This window comes from Paracoccus sp. FO-3, from assembly GCF_006386455.1.
In the GTDB taxonomy this organism is placed as follows: Bacteria; Pseudomonadota; Alphaproteobacteria; order Rhodobacterales; family Rhodobacteraceae; genus Paracoccus; species Paracoccus versutus.
The window spans coordinates 16,745-27,966 of the sequence record NZ_VCBQ01000065.1; the positions used below are offsets into that span (position 1 = coordinate 16,745).

The 11,222-nt window shown below is 62.0% G+C and carries 12 protein-coding genes and 1 pseudogene; 4 read left to right on the plus strand and 9 right to left on the minus strand.

Going from position 1 to position 11,222, the window contains the following annotated elements; all coding sequences use genetic code 11:
• Position 1: 1 nt before the first annotated feature.
• From FE811_RS17295 to FE811_RS17310, 4 genes are read right to left on the minus strand one after another with little or no spacing between them, the layout of a single operon-like run.
• Positions 2 to 403, minus strand: a complete 402-nt coding sequence (locus tag FE811_RS17295) for an OsmC family protein (RefSeq protein WP_219848893.1) — start codon at positions 401 to 403, stop codon at positions 2 to 4.
• Positions 403 to 630, minus strand: a complete 228-nt coding sequence (locus FE811_RS17300; protein ID WP_123130479.1) for a thioredoxin family protein — start codon at positions 628 to 630, stop codon at positions 403 to 405. Before FE811_RS17300 ends, FE811_RS17295 begins: the two co-directional genes overlap by 1 nt.
• A gap of 14 nt (positions 631 to 644) precedes the next feature.
• Positions 645 to 1,643, minus strand: a complete 999-nt coding sequence (locus FE811_RS17305) for a permease (RefSeq protein WP_123130480.1) — start codon at positions 1,641 to 1,643, stop codon at positions 645 to 647.
• Positions 1,640 to 1,930 carry a metalloregulator ArsR/SmtB family transcription factor gene (locus tag FE811_RS17310; protein ID WP_181180885.1) on the minus strand — a complete coding sequence of 97 codons (291 nt, stop codon included), beginning with the start codon at positions 1,928 to 1,930 and terminating at the stop codon, positions 1,640 to 1,642. The genes FE811_RS17305 and FE811_RS17310 overlap by 4 nt, the downstream gene beginning before the upstream one ends.
• A 142-nt stretch (positions 1,931 to 2,072) precedes the next feature.
• Between FE811_RS17310 and FE811_RS17315 the strand changes: the two genes are divergently transcribed.
• Together FE811_RS17315 and FE811_RS17320 are read left to right on the plus strand one after the other, a co-directional pair.
• Complete coding sequence (locus FE811_RS17315; protein ID WP_140848180.1) at positions 2,073 to 2,927, plus strand: metalloregulator ArsR/SmtB family transcription factor; 855 nt, start codon at positions 2,073 to 2,075, stop codon at positions 2,925 to 2,927.
• Between the two features lie 5 nt (positions 2,928 to 2,932).
• Positions 2,933 to 3,313, plus strand: a pseudogene (locus FE811_RS17320) (glyceraldehyde 3-phosphate dehydrogenase NAD-binding domain-containing protein); the annotation flags it as partial.
• A gap of 141 nt (positions 3,314 to 3,454) precedes the next feature.
• On the opposite strand, the gene FE811_RS17325 reads toward FE811_RS17320, so the two are convergent.
• The 4 genes from FE811_RS17325 to repA form a co-directional block, all read right to left on the minus strand.
• Positions 3,455 to 5,626, minus strand: coding sequence for a ParB/RepB/Spo0J family partition protein (locus FE811_RS17325; protein WP_140848182.1), 2,172 nt, complete (start codon positions 5,624 to 5,626; stop codon positions 3,455 to 3,457).
• 179 nt (positions 5,627 to 5,805) lie between these two features.
• The gene (gene repC / locus FE811_RS17330; RefSeq protein ID WP_032490181.1) at positions 5,806 to 7,017 is read right to left on the minus strand and encodes a plasmid replication protein RepC; all 1,212 of its coding nucleotides are present in this window, start codon (positions 7,015 to 7,017) and stop codon (positions 5,806 to 5,808) included.
• Positions 7,018 to 7,199: 182 nt separating this feature from the next.
• Positions 7,200 to 8,192 (minus strand): plasmid partitioning protein RepB, encoded by a 993-nt coding sequence (gene repB / locus FE811_RS17335; protein ID WP_123130498.1) that lies wholly within the window; start codon positions 8,190 to 8,192, stop codon positions 7,200 to 7,202.
• Positions 8,192 to 9,376, minus strand: coding sequence for a plasmid partitioning protein RepA (gene repA, locus FE811_RS17340; protein ID WP_140848184.1), 1,185 nt, complete (start codon positions 9,374 to 9,376; stop codon positions 8,192 to 8,194). Before repA ends, repB begins: the two co-directional genes overlap by 1 nt.
• Before the next feature lie 215 nt (positions 9,377 to 9,591).
• On the opposite strand from repA, the gene FE811_RS17345 reads away from it, so the two are divergent.
• Positions 9,592 to 9,819: an AbrB/MazE/SpoVT family DNA-binding domain-containing protein gene (locus tag FE811_RS17345; RefSeq protein WP_123130489.1), complete on the plus strand. Its 228-nt coding sequence runs from the start codon at positions 9,592 to 9,594 to the stop codon at positions 9,817 to 9,819.
• Positions 9,809 to 10,204: a PIN domain-containing protein gene (locus FE811_RS17350; RefSeq protein ID WP_123130490.1), complete on the plus strand. Its 396-nt coding sequence runs from the start codon at positions 9,809 to 9,811 to the stop codon at positions 10,202 to 10,204. Before FE811_RS17345 ends, FE811_RS17350 begins: the two co-directional genes overlap by 11 nt.
• Before the next feature lie 78 nt (positions 10,205 to 10,282).
• Here FE811_RS17350 and FE811_RS17355 read toward each other — a convergent pair whose 3' ends face one another.
• The gene (locus FE811_RS17355; protein WP_123130491.1) at positions 10,283 to 11,167 is read right to left on the minus strand and encodes a recombinase family protein; all 885 of its coding nucleotides are present in this window, start codon (positions 11,165 to 11,167) and stop codon (positions 10,283 to 10,285) included.
• Positions 11,168 to 11,222 lie beyond the last annotated feature (55 nt).

Genomic DNA, 11,222 nt, shown 5'->3' on the forward strand with positions numbered 1-11,222 from the left:
GTTAGACTTTCCGGGTCAGCGTCCCTTCCATCGGCACTGCGCCGGACAGCGTGTTCGAGATCGTGCCGTATTTGAGGATGTTGCGATGAAGAAGGTCCAGCCGCTGGTCCGTCTCGGCACTGTCGACTGTAATCTCATAGCGGATCAGCGTCAGCTTGGGCGGAGCGTCCTGCCGGATCGCTTCCAGCGCAACCTCGGCCCCGCCGATCTGGAACGACAGCATCGGCGTCACCCGCTCGATCCCCTTCAGCATGCAAGCGGCCAGCGCCGCCAGCAGCAATTCCACGGGGTTCATCGCATCGCGCCGCCCCGCCAAATCGGTGTCGAGCGTGACTTCGGCCTCCTTGGCCACGGCGAGGCTCCCATGCGCATCGATCCGGCGGGCGTGGACGCGATATTCCATCAAATGAGCCGTCCGATTTCTTCCACCGTCAGCACCTTGCCGGTTGAGACGACCTTCTCGTCCACCACCAGCCCCGGCGTCGACATCACCCCATAGGCGGCGATTTCAGCGAAATCGGTAACCTTGATGATCTCGGCCTGCTTGCCCGCAGCCGCCGCAGCGGCTTTGGCGTTTTCGCCCAAGGTGACGCATTTCTTGCAGCCCGAGCCGAGGATCTTGATGATCATGATGTGGTCCTTTCTCAGATGAACCAGTTGGAAATCGCGTTGAAGATCAGCCCGATGGACAGGATGCCAAGGGTGACGACGCCGGTGAAGGTGACCAGGAGCGGCATCTTCACAACACGCTTCAGCATGATGAGCGAGGGCAACGACAGGGCCGTCACCGCCATCATGAAGGCCAGCACCGTGCCAAGTCCCACGCCCTTGCCGACCAGCGCCTCGGCGATCGGCAATGTGCCGAAGATGTCGGCATACATGGGGATGCCCACCAGCACTGCCACGGGGACCGACCACCACTTGTCCTGCCCGAGCAGGGCTGAGATGACATCGGCTGGCACCCAGTTGTGGATCGCGGCACCAATGCCCACACCGACAAGCACATAGGGCCAAACCCGATGGACAATCTCCATCACCTGATCGCGCGCATAGGCCAAGCGCTCGCCCCGCGTCATGGTCGCCACCTCGCCCGAGACAGGGACCGTGCGGACGAAATCCGCGACCTGACCCTCCATACCCAAGCGTCCGATGATCGTCCCGCCCACGATGGCTACCACCAGCCCGACCGCCACATAGGCGAGGGCGATGGGCCAGCTGAAGATCGAGGCCAGCAGGATGACCGAGGCCAGATCCACCAGCGGCGAGGAGATCAGGAAAGAGAACGTCACTGCCAGAGGCAGGCCCGCGGCGGTGAAGCCGATGAACAAGGGGATTGACGAACAGGAACAGAAGGGCGTCAGCGTGCCCAGAAGGGCCGCGAGCGTATTGGCGCCAAGGCCGGACCGTCCGCCCAGCATGGCGCGCGTGCGTTCGGGCGGAAAATGGCTTTGCACATAGGAGATCGCAAAGATCAGCACCGAGAGCAGGATGAAGATCTTGATCACGTCATACACGAAGAACTGCAACGACCCGCCGATCCGGGAGGCGGGGTCAAGTCCGATGGCCGCCACTCCTGCGCCTACCAGATCGTTGAGCCAGGTCATCCGCAGCAGGTTGTCGTTTAGCCAGCCAAACACGCTCATGCCGCTCGCTCCGTGCCCATGATCTGCCGCTCGAGCGCAGCTTCGACTAGACGGGCGAGGGATGGCGACAGTTCCGGGCTGATCCGGTAGCGCACCCATTGCGCGTCGCGACGGTCCAGCACCAGCCCCGCCTGCTTCAGCACCTGCATGTGCCGCGACATCCGGCTTTGGGTGGCTCCCAGCTTTCGCATCAGCTCGCAGACACAGTGTTCCGACCCATCCGCCAGGAAGCGCATGGCTTCAAGACGGGTCGGTTCGGCAAGGGCAGACAGAACGGCTAGGATCATCGGCGGCGCTCCACTTCATGCGCATCTGCGCATGGGCGGGCGATCACTGCCGTGATCTGGATCAATCAGCGCAGGTGCCTGAGCGTCTGATGTCATGAAAACTTCATTGGACGCAGTTTTTTATTTCCGTTAATCGGGAAATATGAAACAGAATCGCGCCATACATGCTTTCGCCACGCTCGGCCACCCCGGCCGGATGGCGGTCTTCCGCTTGCTGATGCGCTTTGCGCCGCAAGGCGTGCGGCCGACCGAGATCGCCGAGGCTTTGGGTCTGAAACAGAACACGCTGTCGCATCACCTCGCTGACCTTGCGGCGTCGGGTCTTGTCCAGGTCACACGGGCCGGTCGGTCGCTCTACTACGCTGTCGATCTCGACACGACGGAAGGATTGATCGGCTACCTCGCCCTCGATGTGGGCCGTGCGCGGCCCGATCTCCTTGCCCCCTTGCTCTCCGCCCCAAAGGACGCCACCCAAATGGACCCGAATATCCCCGACACCGACTTCGACGTGCTTTTCATCTGCTCGGGCAATTCTGCCCGTTCGATCTTTGCTGAAGCGCTTCTGCGCGATCTGGGCAAGGGCAAGTTTCAGGCTTTCTCTGCTGGCACTCGGCCCAACAGCGAATTGAACCCCTTCGCTTTGGAAATCCTGAAGCGAAACGGACATGACATCGCCGGTCTGCGGTCCAAGCATATTTCGGAGTTCCAGCAGCCGGGCAGCATCGTGATGGATTTCGTCTTCACCGTCTGCGACACGGCAGCGGCCGAGGAATGCCCGCCCTGGCCCGGCCAGCCCATCACTGGCCATTGGGGTTTGCCCGACCCGGTGAAAGCAACAGGAACAGATGCAGAGAAGGCTCTGGTTTTCGCCCAGACCTACGCGGCGTTGCGCCGGCGGATCATGACTTTCGTCGAGCTGCCATTCGAGTCGCTGAGCCGGATGTCCCTCCAATCCCGTGTCGACTCTATCGGCACTGACGCACACGCAAAGGCCTGATCTTCATGACCCGTATCGCTCTTAACGGCCTCGGCCGGATCGGAAAGCTTGTCCTGCGAGATTTGATCGATACCGGCGCGGGTGGCGAGATCGTTCTCCTGAACGATCCCGTCGGCGATGCTGATCAGCATGCGCTGCTGATGGAATTCGACAGCGTCCATGGCCCCTGGCGCACGCCGGTCGCGGCAGGCGATGGCGCACTGATCCTGAACGGCCAGACCATCCGTCTGACGCATGAAAAGTCCATCGAAGCGCTGCCCTTGGCGGAACTGGGCGTCGATCTGGTGATCGACTGCACGGGCGTCTTCAAGACAGCCGCGAAGGTGGCGCCCTACTACGCCGCAGGGGCGAAGAAGGTGGTCGTTTCGGCCCCGGTCAAGGATGGGGGCCCCGAGAGGGGCTGAGTCGATGATGTTTGTTGCAGACATGATTCCTCATCCCGAATGCGAGTATCCGCATTCATCATATTGATATTGTTGTATTTTATTGGAATGGGAGCGGGTTTCCCCGCCCCTGGATGGTTCAGATCACTCCGCGGCCATCATCGACGCAGCGCCGTCAGGCAGATCAGCGGTCAGGAAAGCTGGGAGATCGATATCGTCGGGCTCGCCCGCATCTTTCCCCTGCCCTTCTCCGACCGCCTCGCCGTCGAGCGTCACCAGATCGGCCCGGCGCAGGACCTCGGGCAACCACCCGCTGCCCTTGAGAAGCCGCTCGGCCTCGGTGGCCATCTCGTCCTTCTTGAGGTGATCGAGAAGCTGCGCAATCCCCTCCCCCTTCGCCTCACGAACGGCTTCGAGGATCCGGGCCTTGGGCACACGGTTAAGATAGGCATCAACCGTGGGCTCCCAGCCCGCCTCGACCATGTCCAGATCGACAGCGCGAGCCACGAGGTCGGCATGCGCCATGCGACGAGTCAGACCGCTGGCGGAGATGCCCGCACCATAAGGGTTCACCTTCTCATGGAGCGCGTTGATCCCGAAGCTGAGGCAATGCGCCAGGAGCGCCAGACGGCTACGCTGATCGAGCGCCGTCAGATAGTCCCAGAGCGCAACATCATCGCCGAGAGGCAGATCGGCCTCCCACGCCGCGTGACGCTCATCGACCAGCTTTGCTACAACGCTGTCCTTCAGATCGGGCGCTTGAGCCGACATGTAGACGTGGCGGACCGAGGCTTCGAGGCAGCTGCCGGAGGCTGAGGAGGTGCGGAAGGTGTCCGTGACCAGCTTCAGGAGCAGGAGCGTCAGCGCAACGTCCGGCGACCGCCCGATAGCCTCGCGCAGCGCAAGGGTCCGATGGGCCGTCAGTTCCATGACCAGCCGTTCGGGCAGCGGCTTCAGCGCTCCGTCGTCTTCCTCCTCGGACGCATCCGCACCAATCGGCTGACCGCCCGAGGTGATGACGGTGCCGCCAGCGGAGGTCGCCGACGGTTTCCAGCTGGAACCGCCGACATCACCCCCCTGCCCCATGGCATCCACACCATCGCCATCCTGGACCGCGGTCTCCTCGTGCGGCTCGTCCTCTGGCCGAACGTACCCGCGATAGATCGCGAGACTGCCATCCCGATCCAGCGTCACGAAGACGCCCGCGCGCGCAATCTCGGTCGGGTCGTAGATCAGAGGCCGCTGTTCAAGCGCTTCCATCGCCATTTCGAGTTGACCCAGCAGGGCATCGATCTCCTCGGGGTACTCGTCCTGGCCGGAGTATTCTTCCTCCAGCGCCCGATACTCCGCGAGGAGCGTCGCATGGGCCGCGCTTTCCTCGTCGGTCATCGGCGCGGGATCACCGGCCAGACGCCGCAGACCGTGGCTGTAGCCATAGGGCAGGTCGGTCGCCACCTCGATCCACTTCCAGCCATCCGAGGCCAGCGCCTCGGCTTCGGCCTGGAGCTTCTCGGAGACCAGCCGATCGAGCAGGGCAGGGTCCTCGAGCCAGCCTCCGTCATCGCCCTGGAAGAGATCGCGCAGGACGACACCGCAGGCCGCCTCATAGGCATCGACACCCACAAAGACAGAGCGGCGATCAGACGCCCGGACCGAGGTCTCCGTGAGCATGCGCCGTATGGCGTAGGGCTCCTTGTTCCAGGAGTTCTTCACCGCATCCCAGACCTGCGCCTGACGCGCATGATCCGGGTTCACGGTGAAGGCCATCAGCTGTTCGAGCGTCATGCCGTCCTTGGCATAAACCTCGAGCAGGGCAGGGGCCACGGAGGCGAGTTTCAGGCGCTGCTTCACGATCTGCGGCGTCACGAAGAAGGCCGCCGCGATCGCTTCCTCGCCCTGACCCTTTTCGCGCAGGGCCTGGAACGCACGGAACTGGTCCAGCGGATGCAAAGCCACACGCTGCATGTTCTCGGCCAGCGAGTCGTCCTCGGCCAAAATGTCGGAGGCGGCATCCCGCACGATGCAGGGGATCGGCGCGGTCTTGGCCAAACGCTTCTGCTTCACCAGGAGCGATAGCGCCTGGAAGCGGCGGCCGCCGGCCGGGATCTCGAACGTGCCGGTTTCGACCCCGTCGGCATCAAGCACGGGCCGGACGTTCAAGCCCTGCAGCAGGCCGCGCCGCGCGATGTCCTCGGCCAGTTCCTCGACCGAGACGCCGGCCTTGATGCGCCGCACGTTGGACTGGCTCAGCACGAGCTTGTCGAAGGGGATGTCCCGCGACGGGGACAGGGTGACTTTCTGGGCTGCTTTCGCCATCAGATATTCTCCACGACGGGCGTCGGAAGCCACTCTCCCGATCTCACTTCCCGTCACCCCTCAAACCCCCCAACCTTTCCCTCTATCTGCTGGTTGCTCATCAGACGGCGGAGAGAGTTCACAGCTGTGAACTTCATCGATTGGGGCGCCGACGGGGAGAATGTTCACAGCTGTGAACATCACGCCGCGCTTCGCCGGGACATCAGTGCCATGACCATCGGCCCGCAGGAGAACTCGCCCGCCGCAGCCTTCGATGTCAGCGCACGGAGATAGCCACCGGGCGATCGGATGTCGGCGAAGCGTTCCAGCATGGCGACAACAACGATCGATGCCTGCTCGGGGCCCATGAACCGTTGCGCTTCTTCCCAAGCGGAAGCACTGATCCCCATGGCCGGCCGCACATGGCAAGCCGCGTCGAAAAGCTGATGCCAGTGGCGGATATCGCCCTGGTAGAAAGTTTTGAGCGACGGGCAGCCCGCGATCACCAGATGGAGCGGGATCTTTGGCACGCGTCTTGTGTCTGCTTCTTCCACGTCAGCACCAGGTGCATCCGTTTCAACATCTGGCGCGCCGGCCGCCGCCCCGCCTTTTTCTAAGGCAGGTTCAAGATCTATAGATTCTTTATTTGAATTATGATGGTGGCGCTCAATATTGGCACCATTGGTGTTCATTTTTTCTGTTTCAGGACCATCAATGACGTTGCGTGCGTGGTCGAGAAGGGCTTCAAGGTCGGCGCGAAATGCTGAGAGCTCCTCGAGCGTGAGCTTGCGGCGAAGGGCGCGCGCTGTGAGAACAGCCTTGTCGCGAAACTGATCCCAGAGGCCGAGGCCTGGCTGGACCTCTTCTCCGAACTCCGCCAGGGCAGCAAGATCGCGCCGCATGAGGCTCACGACCTCCCGCAGTCTCCGGATACGGTCCTCGGCCTCACGCACAGCCTCTGCGGCCCGTGCAACCTTTTCGGATTGGCAGTAGAGTGGCGAGAGGTCGAAGCCAAAAGCCACACGCTCTTCGCCGTGCTTGCGAACATACCTCTTTCCGTTGGGACTATCGCGGCGCATGAGCAAGCCAGCATCCACCAGACGGGCAATGTGCCTGCGCATCGTGGAGCAGGGCATGCCGTTCAGCCGCTCGCAGATTGCCTTGTTCGACGGGAAGACGACCATCTCGGTATTCCCGCCAAGTGCATCATCCGGAAAGAAGCTGAGAAGCCCCTGCAGAACGGTCAGATCGCGTTCGGAAACCCCAAAGGCCGCCTGCGCCTTGGACAGCTCGCGAAGGAGCTCCCACTTGTTGACGGGCTTGCCCGGAACAGACGCCTCAGGACGCTCGACCACGCGCAGATGGGCGTGCGAGATCGGCCGCATAAACGGCGAAATCGGTGTGTACTCCATGATGTCATTCACGAAGGCATAGAAAAGCTGTTCCGCGAATCACATATGACTTGCGGTTTGCGCGCCGGCCCACTACCTTGAAAGTGCTAAGATCAAAGTTGGGGTCTCGTGGAGCGCAAGCTTTGCGGGACCTTTTCTTTAGCCTGTACCGTGCCTCCTTTTTGTTGCTGCTCTGCCTCTCTTCATGTCTCGCCTTTCCAGCGATCGTGAAGCTCTTCGAGGACGTCCTGCGCGCGGGCATCAAGCCACTCCGCAAAGGCATCATCCACATCCGTCAGGTCCAGGCGAAGCGCCCGGCCAGATCTCTTGATAGCGCCCACGGGCGTGCCATCGATCACAAGGGCAGTGGTCTTCGATCTCGGCTTTTTGCCGAGCGTCGAGCTCACACTCTTTTTTACATGCCGCGCAACGGCCTCAAAAGCCGCCACCGAAGGATCCACCTGCGGATCCTCATCCGCCTGTTCGTTCGCGGCCTCCTTGGCGCGAACATCAAGAGCAATTCGGGAAAGATCGTCGTTCTCGATCCGGCTGTCGGCAAGCTCCTTGGCCAAAGCTTCCCATCTGGGACGGCCGACGCCGTGCGCCGGTCCGATTGCATGGGCCAGTGCAGTTCCGATCGCCTTGGCAACCGAGATCGACATCGATACCGCCGAACGGGTCACGTTGAGCACTTCGGCAATCTGTGCCTGCGAGCCAAAGCCACTATCGAGCAGTTCCTGAGCGAAGAGGGCACGCTCGATGTAACTCAGGTCACGTCTACCAGTATTCTCTGAAACCTGAGCGCGGAGTGCCGCCGTATCGTCCAGGTTAGCGATGAGGGCGCGAACCTTGCTCACTTTGTCGGAGGCACGAATGGCCTCAAGACGGCGGCGTCCATAGACGAGGAGATACCGATTGGGGTCGGTCGCATGGCGCCGAACAAGGATGGGCACAGTCTGCCCGTTTTGTTCAATCGACGCGCGAAGGTCGTGCACATCCTTTGGGTCGAGGCGATCCGAGTATCGCTCGTCTTGGATCTCAGCCGGATCGAGCTCCCAAACATGGTGAGCATCGACAGCATCACGCGCCGACCGCAGGGCCCGATTGCTAGACATCATGCTACCAGGGGCAGGGGGCGTCCCTGCCGCTGCAAGACTATCCAGCATGGACATGCGCTTCTTCTTGCTGTCGGTCATCAGCGCCCCCAAGTCTTCTGAATGAGCTGGGCAATCTCGTCGTTGACCGCATTCAGGCTTTCAATGGCCCGGTCATAGGTCGTCCGGGTGAACGCGCTGCGTTCGACCTCGTAAAGGGTCTGCTTGGTCAAACCGGCATCTGAGATGGCCGTCGACTTGAGCATCGGCGCGTTCAAAACCTTGTCGCCATACATCGTTCGCAAGAAGGCGACGATACGGTTCTGCGGTGCGTCTGTCGGCTCATACCGGGTCAAGAGATACCGCATCCAGTCATGCGACATGTCGGCCCCACTGTCGGCAATGACGTCCATCAGGTCAGCCGTCATTCTGAGGAACTGGCTCATCGACATCACGTCGAGCATCTCGGGATGGATCGTAACGAGAACGCCTGTCGCGGCCGACAGCGCGGACATGGTCAAGAACCCCAGTTGCGGAGGACAGTCGATGACGACGACGTCATACCGCTCATCGACCTGCGCCAGCGCCTCCTTCACACGGAAAAAGAACAAACCCGCGTTGCCGCGAGAAAGCGCCCGCGGCGTCTCGTGCTCGAACTCCATCAGTTCGAGATTGCCAGGAATCAGATCGAGGTTCGGGATATATGTCTTGCGGATCACCTCGGCGATCGGAACCGGGTCTTCATAACGGATCGCATCGTAGAGCGTGCCGCCGTCCAGCAAGTCAAACTCAGGCTGAACCCCATGCAAGGCCGTGAGAGAAGCCTGCGGATCTAGGTCGATCGCCAGGATTCGGTAACCCTTGAGAGCCAACCGTTGAGCGAGATGCGCCGCGGAGGTCGTCTTGCCCGACCCACCCTTGAAGTTCATCACGCCGATGATCTGCAGATGGTCACCTGCGCGACGCCCGGGCAGGTAGTCTCCCGGCTTGCGAGCCGTTTTGTCCAACAAAACGCGCAAGTTATGGATGTCGTCGGCCGAATAGTGTCGCCGGTTCCCCGATGAAACTTCCGGCGACGGCCCCTTGCCATCAAGGTGGAGCTTCCTGAGGTATGAATCGTTGACGCCCAGCAGAGCAGCTGCTTCCCCAGAGGTGAATTTGCGCATAGACTTGGATGCGTCGGGCGGAAACAGGCTCTCACGCTGCGAATGCAGTTGCGCCGCCAGCACCTCAGAATGCTGACGGATCACAGCGTTCAGGTCTTCCTGTGTATCGGCTCTGCTCATCTGCCCTCGCGCGCCCGTGGCGTGTTCACGGAATTTGGCGTTTAGTCGCCCTTTTCCGTGACTATTGCCGGAGGACTCAGATTCGTGCAAGCTCTTTCTAAATCTGGTGTCAGGCGCTGCATGATGCACAAGAGTAGCCCGGGCTCGTGGACAGGCTTGCCCAAGCAACCAGCATGATATACATTCCTGAACGTATATCCACTCAGGAGGTCACGATGCAGGTCGCGAAATGGGGCAACTCGCTTGCCGTCCGTTTGCCCGCCGAGCTTGTCCGGGAACTTGGCCTCAAGGAAGGTGATCAGATCGACCTGGTCAAGGACGACGGCCAGGTAAGAGTCCGTCGTCTGGCGCGTGCGGATGAGGTGCTGACGGGTCTGCGCCGCTTCCGGGGCAAGCTTCCCGCTGCGGAACGCCTGAGCCGCGAAGACGCGCATGAGCGCTGAATTCGCGGACACGAATGTCGTTCTGTACCTGCTCGACGACGGCCCGAAGGCCGATCGCGCCGAGCTCATCCTGGGGCAGGGGCCCCGGATCAGCGTTCAGGTGCTGAACGAGACGCTGGTAAACTGCCGCCGCAAAGCCGGCCTCAGTTGGGAGGAGGCAGGGACGTTTCTCGAAGGCGTGCGCGCCTTGTGCCCCGTCGAAGACCTGACCCTCCAAACACATGACGTTGGCCGCGCCTTGGCGGAACGTTACGGTTTCTCGATCTACGACGCGATGATCGTGGCAAGCGCTCTGGTTGTGGGCTGCACCACGCTGTGGAGCGAGGACATGCAAGATGGCCTGCTAGTCGAAGGGCAGCTTCGCATCGTCAACCCCTTTGCATGAGCGGACAGCTTCTGAGCCTGAAACTGACCACAGCCTTGTAATCCCTCCATGTCTTGGAGGATTTGCAAGGTAGCTCGACTACTCAAGCAGCCCCAGCCTTTCCGCCCGCTCCAGCAGCATCTTCACAGATGACGGCTGCCAGCTTGTCCGCCCGCGGGGCGTGCGCTCGCGCATCGCTTCCAGTCTGGTGCAGATCGCCTGAAGCGTGATCTCGGGGTCCGCGCCCTTGATGGCAGCGACGATGGCGGGCAGGCGGTCGTCGGTTTCGCGGCGGCCGGCGCGGTCCAGTACCGTGGGCGGCAGGAAGCCGTCCCGGACATAGGCGTTGACCGCGCGCAAAAGCCGGCTTTGCGTCCATTGACGCTCGTGGGGCAGGGGGCCGTTGACGATGCGCACCACATCTTCCCAGGCTAAGTCGGGCCGCAGGCGGCGGACATGGGGCACCCAGTCCTGCGCCGTCTCGTTCAGGCGTTCCATATAGCCGTCCTGCCGGGCCAGCCGCACCTTGCGCAGCGTTGCCGGATCCCGGACGCGCAGGCCCGGATTGCCGCCAACCCGGCCTTTGGTTCGTGCGCTGGCCAGCCCGGCCTTGGTGCGTTCGCGGATCAGGGCGCGCTCAAACTCAGCTGCGGCGCCGAGGACCTGGAGGGTGAACTTACCCTGCGGGGAGGACGTGTCGATCGGATCGGTGAGCGATCGGAAGAAGGCGTTCTTGGCCTCCAGCCGTTCGATCACCTCGAGGAGGTGGGAGAGCGACCGCGCCAGACGGTCGATGCGCACCACCACCAGCGTGTCGCCCTTGCCGATCCGCTCCAGCACCCGCGCCAGCACGGGCCGCGCGCGGTTCCCGCCCGAGGCCTGCTCCTCGTGGATCTCGACGCAGCCTGCGGATTTCAGGGCCTGCGACTGGGGCAGGGGGGTCTGATCCTCGGTCGAGACGCGCGCATAGCCGATCAGGGGCATCAAATCAGGCCGTTTGCAGTTTCATGTACCACTAATAAACGACCGTTTGTAAACG

Coding starts and splice junctions, on each gene's coding strand:
- FE811_RS17350 (WP_123130490.1), top strand. CDS start 9,809: ATGAGCGCTGAATTCGCGGACACGAATGTCGTTCTGTACCTGCTCGAC.
- FE811_RS17315 (WP_140848180.1), top strand. CDS start 2,073: ATGAAACAGAATCGCGCCATACATGCTTTCGCCACGCTCGGCCACCCC.
- FE811_RS17325 (WP_140848182.1), bottom strand. CDS start 5,626: ATGGCGAAAGCAGCCCAGAAAGTCACCCTGTCCCCGTCGCGGGACATC.
- FE811_RS17310 (WP_181180885.1), bottom strand. CDS start 1,930: ATGATCCTAGCCGTTCTGTCTGCCCTTGCCGAACCGACCCGTCTTGAA.
- FE811_RS17305 (WP_123130480.1), bottom strand. CDS start 1,643: ATGAGCGTGTTTGGCTGGCTAAACGACAACCTGCTGCGGATGACCTGG.
- repB (WP_123130498.1), bottom strand. CDS start 8,192: ATGACCGACAGCAAGAAGAAGCGCATGTCCATGCTGGATAGTCTTGCA.
- FE811_RS17355 (WP_123130491.1), bottom strand. CDS start 11,167: ATGCCCCTGATCGGCTATGCGCGCGTCTCGACCGAGGATCAGACCCCC.
- repA (WP_140848184.1), bottom strand. CDS start 9,376: ATGAGCAGAGCCGATACACAGGAAGACCTGAACGCTGTGATCCGTCAG.
- FE811_RS17345 (WP_123130489.1), top strand. CDS start 9,592: ATGCAGGTCGCGAAATGGGGCAACTCGCTTGCCGTCCGTTTGCCCGCC.
- FE811_RS17300 (WP_123130479.1), bottom strand. CDS start 630: ATGATCATCAAGATCCTCGGCTCGGGCTGCAAGAAATGCGTCACCTTG.
- FE811_RS17295 (WP_219848893.1), bottom strand. CDS start 403: ATGGAATATCGCGTCCACGCCCGCCGGATCGATGCGCATGGGAGCCTC.
- repC (WP_032490181.1), bottom strand. CDS start 7,017: ATGGAGTACACACCGATTTCGCCGTTTATGCGGCCGATCTCGCACGCC.